The following is a 19,576-nucleotide window of genomic DNA, read 5'->3' as shown; positions in this document are numbered from 1 at the left end:
TATAGTTGTAGGAGCCATAAGTCAATCTAGAATTGGAGTTTCAGGTCCGGCTGCCGGACTTATAGCTATTATTCTTTCTACTACAGAAGGGTTTAGAAGTGGAGCTATTCCCGACGGAATGGATCCAACTATTTACGCCTTACAGATGTTGTTTTTAGCCGTTGTTTTGGCTGGAGTAATTCAACTCGTTTTAGGTTTATTGAAAGGTGGATTCGTGGCCTACTATTTCCCCAATGTAGTCATCAAAGGAATGTTGGCAGCTATAGGTTTAATTTTGATTAAAAAAGAAATTACCCACGGCTTCGGTTTTGATGCAGATACTTTGGGAGATTATGATAACGTCAATGAACAATACACTTTTTTCGAAGAGTTAAAAATCATGTTCACTACTGAAGGGGCCATTTCTCCAGTTATTCTAGCCTTAACTATTGTTTCTTTATTGATTTTAATTGTTTGGGAAAGAGAGTTTATCAAAAAGTCAATATTAGGTACCCTTCCAGGGGCAATAGTAGTGGTGGTTTTAGGGATTTTATTTGCGTATATAACCCAAGGAACTTCTATGGAAATCGTAAGTTCTCATCGTGTAGATGTTGCGGTAGAAGGTAGGTCTTTCCAAGATTTAATCATGCTTCCGTATTTTGCAGGAATTACTAATTCGGGGGTGTGGATTGCTGCTTTTACGATAGCCATAGTAGCCAGTATAGAGACGCTTCTTTGTGTAGAAGCTACCGATAAAATAGATCCTGAAAAACATGCAACACCGCCCAATAGAGAGCTCGTAGCTCAAGGGGTAGGAAATGTACTCGCAGGGTTGTTAGGCGGACTCCCAGTTACGCAAGTAATCGTTCGTTCTTCAGCCAATATTGAAGCAGGAGGGAAAACTAAAATGGCAGCGGTATATCATGGTGTCTTATTAGTAATTTGTGTTTTTAGCATTCCTTTTATCCTCAACTTAATTCCTTTCGCCTCTCTTTCTGCCATCTTGTTTGTTGTAGGATATAAGTTGGCAAAACCGAGCTTGTTTAGAAAAATGTTTAAAAGGGGATGGTCTGAATTCATCCCGTTTATGGTGACTATAGTAGGGATATTAATGACGGATTTGTTAAAAGGTATTGCCTTGGGTATGGTGGTATCAGTTCTTTTTATTCTTTATGATAATTTCAATCTATCTCATTACCTAGAAAAGAGAACAGAAGGTGGCGAGGAGAAATACATTGTCTTACTTTCTGAGCATATGACCTTTTTAAACAAAGCTTCTTTAAATGCAACATTAGATAGTATTCCAAGAGATGCAAAAGTGGTTATTGATAAACGAAGGGTAGTGCACTTGGCAGAAGATATTAAAGATGTTATTCGAGAATTTCAACAAAGGGCAAAAGTGGAAAACATAGAAATCTCTTATGTTAACAAGGGAAAGAATAGTAAGAATTTGTCGCCCAGCACAGCATTAAAGAGTAAAGAAAATTCTTAAAAAGCGTCCCAGATTCGGGCAATGATGATTACCTTTATCTTGTGTTAACAGAGAAGGAAAAAGTAAGGTACAATCGCCATTTAATTCTTGATGGATTTGGTGAAGAGGCTCAAATCAAATTAAAAGAGGCCCATGTACTCGTCGTAGGTGCTGGAGGATTAGGTTCACCACTACTTTCTTATTTATGTGCCGCTGGAGTTGGAAATATTGGAATCGTTGATTTTGATACGGTGGATGTGTCCAATTTACAACGTCAAACACTTTATAAGGTGGATGATGTGGGGAGTAAAAAAACACGTGCAGCGGTAGAGCATTTAAAGGCACAAAATCCCTTTGTTAATTTTGAAGTATTTGATTTGGCATTACAGGCCGAAAATATCTTCGATGTCATTGATGATTATGACATTGTGGTGGATGGTACAGATAATTTTCCAACACGTTATTTAATAAATGATGCCTGTGTACTCAAGGAAAAAGTGAATGTTCATGCTTCAATCAATGAGTTTACCGGACAACTTTCAGTCTTTAATTACCTCAAAGAAAACGGTGAGCGGTCTGCCAATTACAGGGATATTTACCCTCAGCCTCCAGCAGCAGGTGAGGTGAGAAGCTGTTCAGAGGCGGGAGTAATAGGTGTACTGCCTGGAATAATGGGAAGTTTACAAGCCCTGGAGGTCGTGAAGGTAATTACAGGTATTGGAGAAGTCTTGTGTGAGAAAATGATGTTTTACAACGGACTTACGCAAGAAACTTTTAATTTAAACTTCCAAAAGGATGCTAACAATCCTTTGACGAGAGCAGAAAATAAACAAACTACATTAATTGACTACCACGAGTTTTGTGGAGTCCCAAAACAAAATAAAATGAAATCTATCAATGTTCAAGAATTGAAGCAATGGCAAGCGGCCAATGAGAACTTTACATTAATTGACGTAAGAGAACAACATGAGTTCGATCAGGCCAATATGGAGGCACAGTTAATTCCTATGAACACAGTTCCAGATAATGTGGATGCCTTTAAAAAAGAGGGGAAAGTAGTTGTTCATTGTAGATCAGGTGCGCGAAGTGCAAACGTAATTGCTTACCTCGAGCAAAATCATGGTTTAGATAACTTGTACAACCTAGAAGGTGGTATCCTTGCTTGGTTAGACGCACAATAGAAAAAACTTGCAAAGAAAAACTATCAATACGGTAATTGTGCTGGGAATATGTTCTATTCTCAGCATTTTAGTTATACAGGCTTTTTGGATCAATTCAACTTTAAAGGCCCAAGAAACTAATATCAGTATACAAGCTAAGCAAGATAGTTTACAATTACGTCAGTTTCATGAACAAGTGAAGGTAGCACTTCGAAATGTGACGGAAGAAATTTCTACCTACATTGCAGATAGTTCAGATCTCTATGGTAGGGTAAAACAGGTAAGTACGAATTACTATCAAGTAGATATTAATGAAGATTTACACCCCTATTATCTCGAACAATTATTAAAACGAGAATTTTACGATCAGAACATAACCCAGAGTTTTCAATACGGTATTTACGATTGTTTCAACGACAGTATCGTGTTTGGAAATATCATTCGCTACTCTACAGAAAAATACTACGAACCAATTTCCGATACGGTAGCTGGAATCACCTCTCCTAATTTGGATTGGGACCAGGAGGATGGCCACTATTTTACTGTGTTTTTCCCCAATGTTACTCCTATATCTTTGGCCGATTATCCAAAAAGTAAATCCCCCTGGATGTATTTAATTGCCATCGTAGCCTTTATCCTCTTGTTTTTCGCTTATTCTATTCGTGTCATTATTCGTCAGAAAAGACTTTCAGAGGTAAAGACGGATTTCATCAACAACATGACGCACGAGCTGAAAACTCCTATTTCTACAATAGGTCTGTCAAGTGAAACCATCTTACGTGAAGATTTATCTCAAGACAAAGAAAGGCTCGAGCGTTACGCCAGCATTATTTACAAAGAAAATAAACGTTTAGAAAACCAAGTGGAACGCGTTCTAAATGTGGCCAAATTGGATAAAGAGGAATTGAAATTGAGTAAATCAACTTTCTCATTGCATGAAATATTGGAGGAAGCCAAAGACAATTTTGAATTCAACCAGTTAAAAGATAAGGGACATATACATCTAGAATTAAATGCCCGAAAGGATGAGGTTTATGCCGATGAGGTGCACATTACCAATGTTATTTTTAACCTCTTGGATAACGCTATCAAATATTGTCAAGAAGATCCTAACATAGAAATTAGCACCAATAATTACAATCAAGGCGTGGCCTTAAAAATTAAGGATAATGGTATTGGTATGAAAAAAGAAGATCAGCGAATGATTTTTGATAAATTTTACCGAGTACCAACAGGAAACCTTCATGATGTGAAGGGCTTTGGCTTGGGATTGTATTATGTAAAGCTAATTGTAGAGCAACATGGTGGTAGTATAAAAGTTAATAGTAACTTAGGTGAAGGAACAACATTTACCATCTTTATACCTTTTAAATAATAAGTATGAAAGCGAAAATTCTTTTATGTGAAGACGACACGAGTTTAGGATTTATCATTGCAGATCAATTGAAATCTTTAGGCTACGATGTACATTTGGCTTCAGATGGAAAAGAAGGATTTAAAGCCTTTAACGAAGCTCATTTTCACCTTTGTATTTTTGACGTGATGATGCCTAAGAAAGATGGTTTTATGCTTGCGCGTGATGTAAGAAAGGTAAATGCGGATGTTCCTATTCTTTTTTTAACGGCCAAATCCATGACCGAAGATAAAATTGAAGGATTTAAGGCCGGTGGAGACGATTATTTAACCAAACCTTTTTCTCATGAAGAATTGCAATTTCGTGTAAAAGCTTTGTTGAAAAGGGTAAATGTTGAAGTAGAAGAGGAGGAAGAACATATCGTCAAACTAGGTACTTATACTTACGACAAAGACAATTACATGCTGACGCATTCGGAATTTGAAAAGAAATTGACGAAAAAGGAAGCCCAAATACTCAACATGCTGTGTAAATTCAAAAACCAAGTGTTGCCCAGAGAAATTGTTTTAAACGCCGTTTGGGGGCAAGATGATTATTTTGTGGGAAGAAGTTTGGATGTTTTTATTACGAAATTGCGCAAATATTTAAGTCAAGATACCAACGTGAGCATAGAAAATGTGCATGGAATTGGCTTTAAATTGGAGGTTGTTAACGGATAATAGTTACATCATTTTTGCGGCTTAAAATTACGCTTCTTGTAACTAAAGGTTAATTTCCCTGAAGATTGAAATTATTTTATTTCCCTTCCTTTATTGTTTCATCATTGTTTATCCATCAAAGGAGAAAAGCACATGCATACTAAACTCTTTGATTATTTTTTAAAAGCCCTATTACCGTGTGTTTTGATACGGTTTTAGAGAATGTAATCCTTGTAGTACTAAAGAAATTCAAGACTTCACTTTTCCTTGTATTTGGTCTGTTATAGCGTAGGTAATCAACGGTTTATTTAGGTGAAAACACTCCCCCCTCTTAAATGAATTGACTGAAAATAACTAAGGGGATGCGAATAATAAACTAGATTCTATTAGGAAGGGATAATTTTGGAATCAGGCTGTTGTCTCCCTTATCTTTGTGGTGTACTAAAATATTTAGAACCATGAAAAACAAGATTTTATCATTACTTGCACTATCAGTTTTATTTTTCTCATGTGAAAAAAGCGAAGAAGCTTCTTTACGTATAAGAATGACAGATGCTCCTGGTGATTACCAAGAGGTTAATGTAGAAATAGAACAAGTTAGTGCTCAAATTGACGCAGACGATCCAAACCAATCGGGATGGTATGACTTACCGACGAATCAAGGAATTTACGATCTGTTAGAATACCAAGACACCAATTCATTTGAGGTAGCATATGACGCATCTTTGCCAGTGGGTGTAATTACTGAATTAAGATTTTTATTAGGTGACGCAAATACTGTTTTAGTGGATAGCGTGTACCACGATTTAAAAACACCTTCAGGACAACAATCAGGTTTAAAAATTAAGAATGTAAATATACCAGATGATGGTGTAGAATTATTGATAGACTTCGACGCAGAAGCTTCAGTTCACCAAACAGGTAACGGGAAGTACATGTTGAAGCCAGTATTGAAAGTAGTAGATACGCTATAAGATTTTAGCGCGCTATAACAGCTAATAACGAAGACAGAAAAAAAGCCGGGTGAAATATTCACTCGGCTTTTTAATGCTTTAAAGAATTAAGCAATATTTGTAAAGACTTGTTGGATGTCATCGTCATCCTCAATCTTATCTAACATCTTTTCAATATCTACCAATTGCTCTTCAGTAAATTCTACGGAGCTTGTAGGAATACGCTGCAAGTTGGCTTTAGCTACTTCTATGTTCTTTTCTTCCAAAGCGGTTTGCAAAGTACCAAAGCTTGTGTAGTCACCGTAAATAGTAATGTTATCTTCCTCTTTAATGATTTCTTCTAAACCAGCGTCGATCAATTCAAATTCAAGTTCTTCAACATCTAAGGCATCAATGTTTTCTTCAATTCTAAACACCGCCTTACGATTAAACATAAATTCTAAAGAACCATTAGGAACTACAGAACCACCTGCTTTGTTAAAATAAGATTTTACGTTGGCAACTGTTCTTGTTGTATTGTCTGTAGCACACTCAACGTAAACCAATACACCATGAGGTCCTTTTCCTTCGTAATTAACCTCTGTATAGTTTTCAACATCCTTAGACGTCGCTCTTTTAATGGCGTTTTCTATATTGTCTTTTGGCATGTTTTGCGCCTTGGCGTTTTGAATCGCAGTACGCAAAGTAGCATTCATAGCAGGATCATCTCCACCTTCTTTTGCCGCCATAGTGATGGCCTTAGCAAGTTTTGGGAATAATTTCGACATCTTATCCCATCGTTTCTCTTTCGCAGCTCGGCGATATTCAAATGCTCTACCCATTTCTTGTCTTAAATTTTAGGAATTCAAAAGTAAAAAAATGTTAGGAATTTGCCTAGTTATGAGCGGGCTTAAGCCTTTATTTCTGAAATAATGACAGGTATTTTTCGCGATTAGCCACAACCGAGTAATGATTCTTAACGGTTTCAAAAGCATTCTCTCCTAATTCATAGCGTAGATTTTCATCGAAGATTAGTTTTTCAAGTGCATCGTACCATTCTTTTTCGGACTGTGCAAATAAGGCATTTTCACCTTCCTTAATAACGGTAAGATTTGCACCAACGGGTGAGGCTACACAAGCTTTAGACAGGGCCATGTATTGCAATATTTTGAAGGCACATTTACCGTGTGTCCATACGCTATCCTCTAAGGGCATGATACCAATATCTATCAGATTTAAATCTTTAATTTCACTGTTTTTCTCCCAAGGTATGTATTTTAAGTTGGGTAGGTCTAAACCTGGATTTTCATTCGAAATAACTAAAAAATCAAAATCATATTTGTTATTCAATTCCTGAATAACGGGTACTAAGTCGTGTAAGTATTTAGCCGTAGTGTGAGAACCTGTCCAACCTATGGTTAGTTTACCTTCTTTTTTAGCTTCAGCAGTGTGGTAATGTAAATCTATGGTGGTGGGTAAGAATTGAACGTGTGGATTAAATTCTCGCGCTTTTTTACATAAAAAAGTATTTCCAGCAGTTACTTGATTGGCCCATCGCATAATGCGAAAGACTTTTTTGTACATCTTTAATTTTTGGAACTTGGCGTTTTGCTCACTGTAATTGGGAAGCCAAATCGCATCGTCGAAATCGTAAATAAATTTCTTTCTCAATACTTTGGTGGTAATCCATTCAAAAATTGGCGGTCCAACATGACTCATCTCGCGGTGAACAAAAATATAATCAGCCCGGTGCAGTTGAAACATCAATAAGGTTCTACGCATAAAACTGCGCAAAAGATGAAAAAGTTTAACCCCGGTTTTTCCTTGCGCGTATAAGGTTTCCCATGCTTTTTGGTCATAAAAAGGGTGGAAGGAGTAGTTAAAGCCCTGCTCCTTGAGATAGTCCAAGTATTGCTCAAAACGAAAACGTTGAGAAGGTGCGGCGCCTTTAGGGTAAGGTGCTAAAAAGAAGATGTGTTTCCCAGAATTCGCCATTCTTCAAAAATAAGCTTTCGTTGAATAATCAAAACTTTTGGCACAAAAAAAGCCGCTACAAAAATTAGTAGCGGCCCTACGGTAATTAAGGTTTTTTATTTTAAATATTTTTCATAAAACTCAGAAACGGTATATTCTGTGGCTCCAAGTTTTACAGTTCTTACTTTATTCGATATTAAAAATCTTACAATTACGTGTCTTGATTCTGCTGAGTTATCTACCATCTTAATTGTAGACTTGCGTGTAGTTGCATCATACTCTACTGTAAAGAAGTTGGTATAGTATGCACTGTTCTTTTTTACTTCTTCAGCACTTGTTCCTTCAGGTAAGATAAAGTAAAACACACCACTAGCTACAGCTTCGCTAAATGTTGTTTCCGTACCCTCTGCTACAGCCTGGTTTTCTTGTCCGAAACTCAAAAAGCTGCAAGTAACTACTAATAAGAATGTAAATAATTTTTTCATGTTTTTTGTTTTATAGTCAAGCATTTCATTCCTAAAGTTAATAGCAATAAATTACTTTCCTAACATATTAAACGTAAATAAACGGTTAAAAGTTGCTCCACTTCCACCAAAGATTTTTAGAACAAGTTTTATGCCGTTCAGATTTCATCTTACTGATAATTTTGTAATCTTGCATTTTATGGGAAATCTATTAGCGTTTGAAGTGGAGGGCCGAGTGGAGGCAGGTTGTGACGAAGCGGGAAGAGGGTGTTTATCCGGACCTGTAGTGGCAGCAGCGGTAATACTACCAGAAGATTTTGAACATGAACTCTTAAATGATTCTAAAAAGCTAAGCGAAAAGCAACGTGATTTGCTCAGACCGATAATTGAAGAACAAGCGCTTGCTTATGGGGTTGGAATTGTTGACCACGAAGAAATCGATAAGATCAACATTTTAAATGCTAGTTTTTTAGCCATGCATAGAGCAATTGATCTTCTCAAAATTAAACCGGATCATTTGTTAATAGATGGAAATCGCTTTAACCCTTATCCAAATGTAGAACATACGTGTATGATAAAAGGGGATGGAAGGTACTTGAGTATAGCAGCAGCTTCTGTTTTGGCCAAAACGTATAGAGATGACATCATGAATCAACTACATGAGAAGTATCCTTATTATGATTGGAAAAAGAACAAAGGTTACCCCACCAAGAAACACAGAGCTGCCATCTTCGAACATGGAGAAACTCCCTATCATAGAAAGAGTTTTAAGTTACTTTCAGATGAACAGCTATCCCTGAAGTTTTAGTTTTTTAAAGGTGAAATGTTTGCATCTTTTATTTTGCCGAATCTAAAGGCGCAAGAATTGAGTTAATTTAGTTGCCATGAGAACAGTGTTGATTATCATTCTATTTATAGGAAGCTTAGCGTGGATAGCTTATGCGGGTTTCTCTCTGATAGAAAAAGAGAAGTTTTCTTATCATCCAGAATATGTATTTAATGCGGAAGATAGCGCTGTTCTTGTTGTGAATAGATGGAATGAAATAGGTGACGTAAAAAACATTCTGAATACCAGAAATACTTATCTAAATGTAGAGGTTCCAACCTCATTTACTCACTTGAAGTATTACTTTTCAGCGAATCGATCATTTTTCATTGCAGAACAAAAGAGAAAATGGTCCAAACAGGAGCTAGAAGATTTTACCAAAGCACTCAACATTACGCAAGAGGAAGTGTATTTCAACAAGGGTAATTTTGTTTTGGTGGCAAAAAACAAATTAAAATTAAACGAGGAGAAAGCACATTTTTTAGGACTCAATGATAAAAATGCATCTGCAAGTTTGGTAGATTTTACGAATGGCGCTAACACAGATGTATACAGAACGGCCCAAGGGAATTATCAATATAAAAGTAAGCTTGCTCAACAAGCCATGGGGTTAGCTGTGGATGATCAATTGAACTTTGCTTATGTGGTACCAGAAGAGGTAGAAGATTATACCTTTTATCAATATCATTACCTAGAAAATCAAGATAGTGTTTATCGCAATGGTGTAATGGCGGAATGGGTAGATAAGGGAATTGTAACAGGGAAATTGAAAGGAAATCCATTTATCATTTCGGATTACAGTGCGCAACAAAATCCTATCTTAATTCTTTTAGAAAGAAGCGATAAAGTGGACACCAACTACCTGGAAAATGATGTGAAGCATTTTGAAGGCTTCCAATTAACAAGTGAATTTCCGCGTAAGAAAGAAGGGGCTATTTATGTCTTAGAGGTGGAAGATAAAGTAGTGATTGCAGAGAATCAGGAGCTGTGTAAACAGATTGCATTACATTATAAATTAGGTAAAACACTAGCACTAAATGTTGCTAAGCAACAACGTGTATATGGCGACCTTACCAATGAAGTCCATTTTAGAAGTATTAGAGAAAATAAAGGAACAAGTATTAGTTATTCGGAAGTTCAAAGTTTTAAAGTGGATAAAACTACAGGTGATATTACACTGCCTGCCACAACTCCTAAAAGTAAGGTTAGAACCATAGCAGTGGGGAAAGCATTACATGATGTATTACCCATTTGGGATCATATCAGAGCTTCTTACTCATATTTTGTAAGTGCCAAGGATGGAGCCTATTTTTTGTATGGACGCAAGGGTGATTTACTTTGGCAAGGGAAAGTAGAGGGAGATATTCAAAACCTTAAAGTGGTTGATGTTTATCAAAATAAAAAGCATCAAGTTGCATTTACAACGGCAAATGAATTTTACATTCTCGATTTAAAGGGTAACCAAGTGAATGGGTTTCCGGTGAAATTTGACAATGAATTAACCGCCGAGTTCGCTGCTGTATCCTGGAGAGGGCAATCAAAATACATCTTTGGTACAAGTGCTGGAGAAGTGATAATGCTTAATGCTAAGGGAATGGAGCTCATCATTCAAAAAACAGCACGGGAAGCAATTGTTGGAAAAGTTCATGGCCTAAATAGAAAAGGTACTTTAAGTGCTTGGGTGAGTACTACAGCAGAAGCATTTTGTGTGGAATTGGAAAAATCAAAATTGAAAAGTAAAGCCAGTAATTTTTCAAATCTTAATTTAAAGTCTGGAGGAGATGTTATTTCTGTTTTACCTCAACAAGAGAAAAATATTCTGTTGAACATTTCAGGTGAAGTGGTAGGAAATATCGTTGGTTCAAAAGTATGGCAGGATAATCATTATTTATATGGTTTAAAGGATGGAGTAATTCATGTTTACAGTGCTTATGGAGATGAATTAACCCATATCAATAAGAGTAATCAGGAAGTCACACAAATTCATACTTTCGAGGTAAAGGGGAAATATTATACGCTTATTTTAGATCAATTAGAAAATAATGTTTACCTCTTTAATAATGAAGGCAAGTTAATGAAAAACTGGCCTAAGGAAGGAGAGGCTTTACTTTCGTTTGTTTATCAAAAGGATACCCAAGAATTACTTGTTCTTAGCCAAGTTGAACAAAACCTTATCATCTACTCTATGGTGATTAACGGATAATTAAAACTTAGTTAAATGGGGTGTTTCCCATTCTATTAACAGGAATGTTTCTTTTTTGTCAGGTTGTTTTAGTCTATCTTTGATGATGAAAAATTAACCCTATGACAAATAATAAATTGGGCTATTTTATCCTACTACTGCTATCGGTTGGATTTGTATTTAGCTGTAAAAAAGAGACCTTTGAGGTAGATAACCTCGATTTGACCGAGGCTGATCCCAGCTTCGCTATTCCTTTGGCCAAAGCGACTCTTAATCTTGGAGATTTAGAAAAAGAGTTCGACGTAGGAGAATTGATTTATAATGAAAATGACGAATTATTCAGGCTCGTTTATGGACAGAATTTGTTTGAGTTTGATGCAGGTGAATTAATAGATTTACCGAGTCAGAATTTAAACTACGATGTAACCGTTCCTCCATCAACGGCATCCGCTTTTGCTTTAGCACCTGCGGGTTCTAGTGTAAACTTTTCAGAAACTTTGAACGAAAACTTTGCCTTTTCCAATGGGGAGGAAGTGGATAGCATTCGTATATCTAGTGGAGCTTTGAATATATCTGCATATACAGATATGCAACATGATGTTACACTCAACATTTCAATTCCTTATTTGAAACAAAATGGTGTAGCCTACAGTTCTTCAATAGACTTGAGCTATCAAGGGTCCACACCAACGGAGGATATCGTGAATCTAGATTTAGCCAATTATGTGCTGGATTTATCGAAAAACGGTCAAACGAATAATGAACTGGAAGTGAATGTAGAGGTTACCTTAACAAAAACAGGTCAGCCTTATTTAGGAAGTGAAAGTATTGGTTTTGACATGGAGCTTCAATTGGGAAGTTTTGAAAGCATTTGGGGATATTTTGGGAATTTCCAAAACATTGTTGCACAAGACACCCAGAGTTTACCTGTGTTTACCAATTATATTTCAGGAGATATTCACTTTGCCGACCCTCAGTTGAATTTATATTTGAGGTCATCGGCTGGACTTCCATTAGGTATTAATTTCACCGGTCTGTATGACGTCAACTCAGGTTCTAGTCAGAGTTTGGGTGGACCAGGACTAACGAATATTCCAACTATCCCAGGAGCTAGTTTTATTGGAGATACAGCAGAGTTTTTTCACAGTATTAATAATTCCAATACAACCCCAAGTTTATCAGAGTTGATAGATGCCAGTCCCAATCAAATCGTGTTTGAGCTCGGAGCAGAAACAAACCCAGATGGTGTTGCACAAAATTTTCTAACGGGTAATGCAAGTGTGTCAGGAGATATAGAGGTCATCTTGCCTATTTATGGATATGCGTCTAATTTTTCATTTCAAGATACTTCAGATTTAGATTTGGAAGAAGCTTTAGATTTAGATACCGAAAGTAATTTTGATGATAAGGACATCGAGAGTGCTACAATAAGAATCATTAGCGACAACGGCTTACCTTTAGCATTGGGTGCTCAAGTCTATTTCTTAGACGAAAATTATGTAGTTCTGGATTCCTTATTCGAAGATGCGAGTTTAGATAACCTAATTCCAAGCGGTGTTATCGATAATTCTTTACCCGTTACCGACCCTAATTTTGGAAAAGTAATAGCAAATACAAGACGTATTACTGATGTTAAGCTAGACAGTGAACAATTACAAAGTTTAATTTCTCAAGGAACGAGAAAAGTGGTGTATCGTGCAAACTTAAATACAAGTGACGCTGATCAAATGCAAGACGTTAAGTTCTATCCAGAATATGAATTGACGGTTACGCTTTCTGCGAAAATTAATTTTAATGTTAACCTTTCTAATTAATACAAGTGATGCGAAATAAAAGATTATTTAAAACGAGCGTTGTTTTTCTTGTATTAACATTAGTACTACAGGTAAGAGCACAACAAGATTATGGTTTATACAACTTATCGAGTTTACAACAAACATTGTATACCAATCCTGCCAATGCGGTAGATGGTCGTTTGTACATAGGTATTCCTGCATTGTCATCTATATATTTAAACTTTACAAATAACTTGGCTACCCCTAAGGATTTGTTTGAGAATACTTCAACAGGTACACGTTTGCGTGTTGATCATCTAACAAATATGTGGACGAACAGAAATTACGTTGGAACAAGTTTAAACCTCGAGTTACTTTCTTTCGGATTTAGGTTTAAGGCAAACAATTTCATTTATTTTTCGGCCAACGAGAATGTCTTTACGCGTGTAACATTGCCTAAAGATTTACTCACTTTTCCATTTTATGGGAACGGAAATTTCGAAGAAAATGGGGGAGTGTTAGACTTCTCTAATATGGGCATTGACGCACTTCATTATAGAAGCTTTGGGTTAGGTTATCAAAGAAAGGTAAATGATAAATGGACCTTCGGAGCAAAAGTGAAGTTGTTGAGTGGAATGAATAGTATTTACACCAAATCATCCACTTTTAAGTTAACCACAGATACTATAACTTATGATTTGGCGGTGACAGGTCGTTACGAAATGTACACTTCTGGAATTGATACGAATGAAAACGCAAGTGCAGAAGGGTATTACAGAAATGTAAATGGAAACTACGGTGTGGCTTTAGATCTTGGTGCAAGTTACAACGTAACGCCAAAATTAAACGTGAGTGCGAGTTTGATAGATTTGGGCTTTATCAATTGGAAATCTGGAAATATGAACTTTGAGTCGGAAGATGTTGATATAGCCTACTCAGGAATTGACTTTTCAAATGCCTTGTTTAATGCAGATACAACGGCAGATCCGGCAGGAGACCATTTTACTCAAATTGGTGAAGAGTTTGAAGAACAGTTTCAAACCAATGGAAATACCAATTCCTTTACAACCTCATTAGTAACACGTTTTTACCTGGGCGCTAATTATACATTAATAGAGAATCCTAGGTTAAAAGGACAAGTTGGCGCATTGTTTTTTGGAGAGTTGTATAGAGGGAGTTTAAGACCATCTTTAACATTTTCTTACACGCAAAATTTAACGCGTAAAATTCAATTGACGGCCAATTACACCTTCTTGGATAAACGTTCTAATGCGGGAGCAGGAATAGTTCTAGGTTTGGGTGGTTTCCAAATACATGCTATTGTAGATAACCTTTTAGCGCTTAATACAGCAGATCTTATGTATTCGGTTACAGAAGATGATGCAAATGGAAATCCTGTAACTACGCAAGAGAGTATTACTCTTCCCTATAGCGCAAAACATTTCCAAGCACGTGTAGGTTTTAATGTGGCTCTAGGAAATAAGAAAAAGAATAAGAAGGAAAAAGCAAAGGAGAAAATTAGAGAGGAAAAAGAAAGAGCCCCTAAAGCTGATGTAAATAAGGTGAAGAAGTCAGATAGAGATGGTGATGGAATTAAAAATAAAGAAGATAAATGTCCTGATAAAGCAGGGATTCTAGCCTTTAATGGTTGTCCAGACTCTGATGGGGATGGAGTTCAAGATAGCGAAGATCTTTGTCCTTCTCTTCCAGGTGATATCGTAAACAAGGGATGTCCAGATACCGACGGTGATGGAATCATAGATAAGGAAGATGCTTGTCCAGAGGTGATCGGTTTAGCAGAGTTTAAGGGTTGTCCGGATTCAGATGGTGACGGTATTGAGGATGCTCAAGATGTCTGTCCAAAAACTGCTGGATTAAAAGAGTTTCAAGGTTGTCCAGATACGGATGAAGACGGTGTTGCAGACCCGCAGGATGAATGTCCTGAGATTGCTGGTCCTGTTGAAAACAAAGGTTGTCCTTACCCAGATACTGACGGAGATGGTGTATTAGATAAAGATGATGCATGTGTTAAAACACCGGGAGTTGTAGAAAATAAAGGATGTCCTGTAGTTAAAGAAGAAGTTAAAAAAGTGATACAAACCGCTTTTGATAACTTAGAATTTGAAACAGCAAAAGCAGTGATTAAGGATGCTTCTTACGGTTCTTTGGATGCGCTTGCAAAAGTGATGAATGAAAACCCAGAGTTCAAGTTGAAAATAGAAGGACATACTGACAATGTCGGAGATCCTGCCACGAACCTTCAGTTATCTAAAGAAAGGGCAGAGGCCGTGAAATCTTACTTGATGGAACAAGGTGTAGAAGAAGCGAGAATTACTACGCTTTTCTATGGTGAAACTCAACCTTTAGCATCTAACGATAGCGAAGAAGGAAGAGCTAAAAATAGAAGGGTTGAAATGACCTTGATTTTTGATTAATCTTAGGATACTAATTTTTAAAGTCCCGGCAGTTTGTCGGGACTTTTTCTTTGATACCATCTGTTACGATTTGCTATTTTTGTATTTCTAAAAGAAAAACGAATGCATAAACTACTTGGATATACACTTGCGGCATTATTGCTTACTACATCTTGTGAGCAAAAAACCATTGATAATAAAGAGGTGACTTTAGTACCCATGCCCGAAGAAAATGTGGCCGATCAAAGTTCTGCAAATGATCTTGGATACAATGGTCCGGCAATGGCTTATGTCAAGAAAATTGAAATGACGCCGGTTGAAGAGTTTGCAGTAGATAAAAGTTTACGTTACGAAATTACCGATTCAGGATATGTAGAGCAGGTAGATGCTTATTATTTAGACGGTGTTTTAGTAAAGGCTGTTGAAAAATACCAAGAAGGTACTTATGGAAGAAGAGGTACAAAAGTCTTTTATTTTAACGAAGAAGAAGGGTTAGAAGCTGTTTTTCATAACTATGATGAACTGACCTCAAATGATCTTGCGATGTACACCGAGAAGAGGACTTATTATGAAAATGGTAAAGCAGTTTATTCACAATTGAGAACTACAGACATTTATGAGGAGCTACCAAATTTGGCGTTTTCGAAAATAAGAACAGAAGAAAATGATACAAAGCGTGTAATGACTTTAGTAAACAAAGCAGGTAGATTTAAACCGCACTTTATTGGTTTGCTTCAGGCGCAAAATGATTTGTATATGTTGATTGGAGAACCGAATGTTAACGTGGGGTATTTTTCAGCTGTTAAAATCACTCATCAAGATGATTTTGTGAAGGACTTGATGGCCAATGAAGAAAAATATATGAACCAACCTGTGCAAGTCAATTTTCATGTTACAACTGGTAGGGTAAGAACACAGGTCTATGAGAGTGCCTCATGGAATTGATTAATCCATCATTTTAAGAAAGGCAGACCAGAGTACTTCGGCACTCTTGTCCCAAGAAAAGTTAAGGGCTCTTTGGGGTCCTTTTTCTTTTAATGTATTGCGTAACGTTTCGTCTTCAGCTAATCGGATCAATCCTTCTTTTATAGCATCAACATTGTAAGGGTCACAATATAATACAGCGTCACCTCCAACTTCAGGAAGAGATGTTGCCTTGGCTGCCAAGCAGGGTACACCGCTTTGCATGGCTTCTAATAATGGAATACCAAAACCTTCGAAATAGGGTACGAAAGCAAATATATGTGCTGCAGCAACTACCTGGGCTAAGTTGGCTTGACTCAAATGTCCCGTAAAATGTATATGTTCCTTTGTAGAGGCCTCTATTTTTGTTTCCATCGACTTAAATAAATCCTCTCCAACAATGACAAGTTCTAAATCAGATTTACCTTCTTTATGCATAGCATCGAAGGCAGCAATAAGTCGATTTAAATTTTTTCTGGGACTCAAAGCACCCACAAATAGAATGTAATTTTTCCCCTTGCTAAACAATTGCTTTACAGTTTCACTTTCTGTATTTGATATAGGCTTAAAAATGGGAGAAGCACCATTGTACCCAACATCAATCTTTTCAGGAGCAATGCCGTATTGTTGAACGATATCTTGTTTTGAGTATTCAGAAACGGTTACAATTCTTTGGGCCTTTTGAGCAAACTTAGGAAAGTACTTTTTGTAGTAATTCAAAGCACTTTTGGGTAAATCCTGTGGGTTGTGTTCAAAATTCAGGTCGTGCATTACAATGAGTTGAGGAAGCTTAGTGTTTAAACTCAAGTATCCATCAGGAGAAATAAAAGCATCACACTTATATTTTTTAAGTGCACGAGGGACAGCAAAGTTGAACCAAATTTTAAACAGTTCTGGGTGCCTAGCTTGTGGATATAAGACTACGGGAGTCACATTATCAGCGAAGACAAATTTTGGATCGTATTTGCGGTCAAAAAAGAAGATGAATTCATGTTCAGGGTGTTGTTGAACAATGCGCTTGAAGTTCTCGAATGTATACCATCCAAAACCCTCCATTTTGTGTTTTAAAAGAAACCTCGCATTTACGGCTATCCTGTACCCCATAGTCGCGAATGTACAAAAAATCAATTTTGCTCATGTTTAGAAAGTTTCTAAATCCTCGTGGAGCTTCAATGAAGAAGCTGATACTTCATCCCGAAAATATACCTCCAATAACAATCTCAAAGAAGGAAGAAGAATTATTGCTTATCTTCCCACGACAAAACAAGATTATGGCATTTTTTACTCAAGATTATTTAGATTTCTTCATTGAACTTGCTCCCAATAACAACAAAGATTGGTTTGATGAAAATAGAAAACGTTATCACAAAAGTGTAAAAGATCCCATGAAAGCTTTTGTAGATCATTTGATAGAAAAAGGTAAAGCCATTAATCCAGCCTGGGGAGAACTTGAGGCTAAGGATTGTATCTTCAGAATCAACAGAGATATACGTTTTTCTAAAGATAAAACACCCTATAAGTTGAATCGCTCTGCCGTATTGGTAGAAGGTGGGAAGAAGAACCACACCACACCAGGTCTATATTTTGAAATGGGACCGGAGGATTTACGTGTATATGGAGGAGTTTATAAACTGGAGAAAGAGCAACTCTTAGAAGTTAGAGAAGCAATTGCAGACAACTTGGATGAATTTCAGAAAGCCTACCAAGATGCAGATTTCTTAGCCACTTACGGAGAAATAAGAGGAGATAAGAACAAAATTATTCCTAAGCATTTAAAGGCAGCGGCTGAGAAAGAACCTCTGATTTTTAATAAAAATTGGTATTATTTCGCCAAATTTACCCCCGAAACTATTCTACGAGACGACTTGGGTGAGTTTATACTCTCAAAATACCAAGCAGCTCAAAAATTAAATAAGTTTTTTACCAAACATATAAAGTAAGAGTAAATGTTTAAAAAGTTAGTTGTAATGACCTGTGTGGGTCTAAGTATGCTTGCTTATGGTCAAAAAGAAACATTGACCATAGAATCGGCAGTGATGAACCAATACAGAAAGTACTATCCAGAGCACATTATGGGCTTCTCATGGATTCCAAATTCTGATAATTTTTCATACCTAGGAGCTTACACTTCTTTGTTAGAAGGAAGTGGAAAAAAAGCAAATTCAGTAGACACGATAGCTAAAATTGCTGAAGTAAATGCAGCGGTAAATGGTAAGTTGCGTTGGTTCTCTGGTTTCGATTGGATTTCGGGAAATGAATTTATGGTTGTAGAACAAGGAAAGAAATTTTACAGCTATAACGTAGATACAGATGCAGGAAAATTATTTGCTGAGTTGAAAGATGGTAGTGCTAATGCAAAAGTGCACACTGCAACGCAAACAGTAGCTTATACTGTAGATAACAATGTATTTATCAATAAGGGAAATAAAAATATTCAAGTAACACAACATACAGATCCTAACATTGTTGCCGGACAAGCTTTTGCAAGAAGTGAGTTTGGAATTACAGAAGGATTGTTTTGGTCAGAAGATGGAAACTACTTGGCATTCTACCAAAAGGATGAATCTGAAGTACACGATTACCCAATGTTAGATAATTCTACTTACCCAGGTGAATTGAAATCGATTAAATACCCAATGGCGGGTCAGAAAAGTGAAAAGCCAAGTGTTGGAATTTACAATGTTGCAAAAGGAAGTGTAGTATACATCACACCGAGAGGAGAAGAGGATGCTTACCTTACAAATGTTACGTTTACACCAGACGAAAAATTCTTTTTAATAGCAGAAGTTAATCGTGGTCAGAACGAAATGAACTTAAACAAGTACACCGTTGAAGGTGAATTTGTGGCTACATTAATTACTGAAAAAAGTGAAACGTGGACAGAACCTGAGCATCCAGCTTACTTTCCAAAAGAGGGGAGTAATAACTTTATCTGGATTTCTGAGCAAGATGGTTACAACAATTTATACTACTACACCATTGATGGTGAGTTGATTCAGAAATTAACGTCAAACAAATTCGTAACAAAAGACATTATTTCATCTACTTCCAAAGAGGTATATTACTATGCAACAGGAGATAATGGAATGAATACTATGGTCTACAAGGTAGATTATTCTGGAAATCAATCTTTGGTAACAGAGGTTGAAGGAACGCACAGTGTTGCTGTAAGTCCATCAGGAAAATACATCTTTGATCAGTACTCGAACCATACAACACCTAATGTTGCACAGATGATTACAAGTAAAGGAAAAGTAAGCAATATGCTAACAGCTAAAAATCCTTACGAAAATGTAACGATGGGTACTGCCGAAATTTCTACGATTAAATCTGCAGATGGTACAACAGATCTTTACCAGCGTTTGATAAAGCCAAGTAACTTCG

General features: G+C 36.7%; 16 protein-coding genes. 12 read left to right on the top strand and 4 right to left on the bottom strand.

Translation table 11 applies throughout. The features are described 5' to 3' along the window. From AC22ZQ_RS04135 to AC22ZQ_RS04115, 5 genes are all read left to right on the top strand, one after another. Positions 1-1,471, top strand: a 1,471-nt coding sequence (locus AC22ZQ_RS04135) for a SulP family inorganic anion transporter (RefSeq protein WP_318957421.1), incomplete at its 5' end; no start/stop codon positions are given. Between the two features lie 41 nt (positions 1,472-1,512). Continuing rightward, positions 1,513-2,631 carry a ThiF family adenylyltransferase gene (locus tag AC22ZQ_RS04130; RefSeq protein ID WP_318957420.1) on the top strand — a complete coding sequence of 373 codons (1,119 nt, stop codon included), beginning with the start codon at positions 1,513-1,515 and terminating at the stop codon, positions 2,629-2,631. Between the two features lie 7 nt (positions 2,632-2,638). Beyond that, positions 2,639-3,985 (top strand): sensor histidine kinase, encoded by a 1,347-nt coding sequence (locus AC22ZQ_RS04125; RefSeq protein ID WP_318957419.1) that lies wholly within the window; start codon positions 2,639-2,641, stop codon positions 3,983-3,985. A 5-nt stretch (positions 3,986-3,990) separates the two neighbouring features. Next, positions 3,991-4,683 carry a response regulator transcription factor gene (locus AC22ZQ_RS04120; RefSeq protein ID WP_318957417.1) on the top strand — a complete coding sequence of 231 codons (693 nt, stop codon included), beginning with the start codon at positions 3,991-3,993 and terminating at the stop codon, positions 4,681-4,683. 437 nt (positions 4,684-5,120) lie between these two features. After that, a complete protein-coding gene (locus AC22ZQ_RS04115; protein WP_318957414.1) occupies positions 5,121-5,636 on the top strand; it encodes a DUF4382 domain-containing protein in 516 nt (171 codons plus the stop codon). A gap of 86 nt (positions 5,637-5,722) precedes the next feature. Here the strand turns inward: AC22ZQ_RS04115 and AC22ZQ_RS04110 are convergent, their stop codons facing one another. The 3 genes from AC22ZQ_RS04110 to AC22ZQ_RS04100 form a co-directional block, all read right to left on the bottom strand. Further along, positions 5,723-6,436, bottom strand: coding sequence for a YebC/PmpR family DNA-binding transcriptional regulator (locus AC22ZQ_RS04110; RefSeq protein ID WP_318957412.1), 714 nt, complete (start codon positions 6,434-6,436; stop codon positions 5,723-5,725). Between the two features lie 76 nt (positions 6,437-6,512). Further along, on the bottom strand, positions 6,513-7,589 hold the full coding sequence (locus AC22ZQ_RS04105; protein ID WP_318957411.1) for a glycosyltransferase: 1,077 nt from the start codon (positions 7,587-7,589) through the stop codon (positions 6,513-6,515). Between the two features lie 95 nt (positions 7,590-7,684). Next, entirely contained in the window at positions 7,685-8,053 is a 369-nt protein-coding gene (locus tag AC22ZQ_RS04100) for a hypothetical protein (protein ID WP_318957409.1), read from the bottom strand. Between the two features lie 178 nt (positions 8,054-8,231). Here AC22ZQ_RS04100 and AC22ZQ_RS04095 point away from each other — a divergent pair, with 178 nt between their 5' ends. The 5 genes from AC22ZQ_RS04095 to AC22ZQ_RS04075 all read left to right on the top strand — a co-directional run bounded on the left by AC22ZQ_RS04095 (position 8,232) and on the right by AC22ZQ_RS04075 (position 16,174). Continuing rightward, entirely contained in the window at positions 8,232-8,840 is a 609-nt protein-coding gene (locus tag AC22ZQ_RS04095; RefSeq protein WP_318957408.1) for a ribonuclease HII, read from the top strand. A 76-nt stretch (positions 8,841-8,916) separates the two neighbouring features. Next, positions 8,917-11,061, top strand: coding sequence for a hypothetical protein (locus AC22ZQ_RS04090; RefSeq protein ID WP_318957407.1), 2,145 nt, complete (start codon positions 8,917-8,919; stop codon positions 11,059-11,061). A 101-nt stretch (positions 11,062-11,162) separates the two neighbouring features. Continuing rightward, positions 11,163-12,854, top strand: a complete 1,692-nt coding sequence (locus AC22ZQ_RS04085; protein ID WP_318957406.1) for a hypothetical protein — start codon at positions 11,163-11,165, stop codon at positions 12,852-12,854. An 8-nt stretch (positions 12,855-12,862) separates the two neighbouring features. Next, complete coding sequence (locus AC22ZQ_RS04080) at positions 12,863-15,250, top strand: DUF5723 family protein (RefSeq protein WP_318957404.1); 2,388 nt, start codon at positions 12,863-12,865, stop codon at positions 15,248-15,250. Positions 15,251-15,352: 102 nt separating this feature from the next. Next, complete coding sequence (locus AC22ZQ_RS04075) at positions 15,353-16,174, top strand: hypothetical protein (RefSeq protein WP_318957402.1); 822 nt, start codon at positions 15,353-15,355, stop codon at positions 16,172-16,174. Here AC22ZQ_RS04075 and AC22ZQ_RS04070 read toward each other — a convergent pair whose 3' ends face one another. Further along, positions 16,175-17,248, bottom strand: coding sequence for a glycosyltransferase family 4 protein (locus AC22ZQ_RS04070; RefSeq protein ID WP_318957401.1), 1,074 nt, complete (start codon positions 17,246-17,248; stop codon positions 16,175-16,177). It lies immediately after the preceding gene. A gap of 116 nt (positions 17,249-17,364) precedes the next feature. Here AC22ZQ_RS04070 and AC22ZQ_RS04065 point away from each other — a divergent pair, with 116 nt between their 5' ends. Both AC22ZQ_RS04065 and AC22ZQ_RS04060 read left to right on the top strand, forming a co-directional pair. Then, positions 17,365-18,132 carry a DUF2461 domain-containing protein gene (locus tag AC22ZQ_RS04065; protein WP_318957399.1) on the top strand — a complete coding sequence of 256 codons (768 nt, stop codon included), beginning with the start codon at positions 17,365-17,367 and terminating at the stop codon, positions 18,130-18,132. 6 nt (positions 18,133-18,138) lie between these two features. Continuing rightward, on the top strand, positions 18,139-19,576 hold a 1,438-nt coding region (locus tag AC22ZQ_RS04060; protein WP_318957398.1), incomplete at its 3' end, for a DPP IV N-terminal domain-containing protein.

This window comes from Lishizhenia sp. (assembly GCF_057456495.1).
Note: the sequence above shows the minus strand (reverse complement) of the source record. Positions and strands in the feature narration are given on the sequence as shown.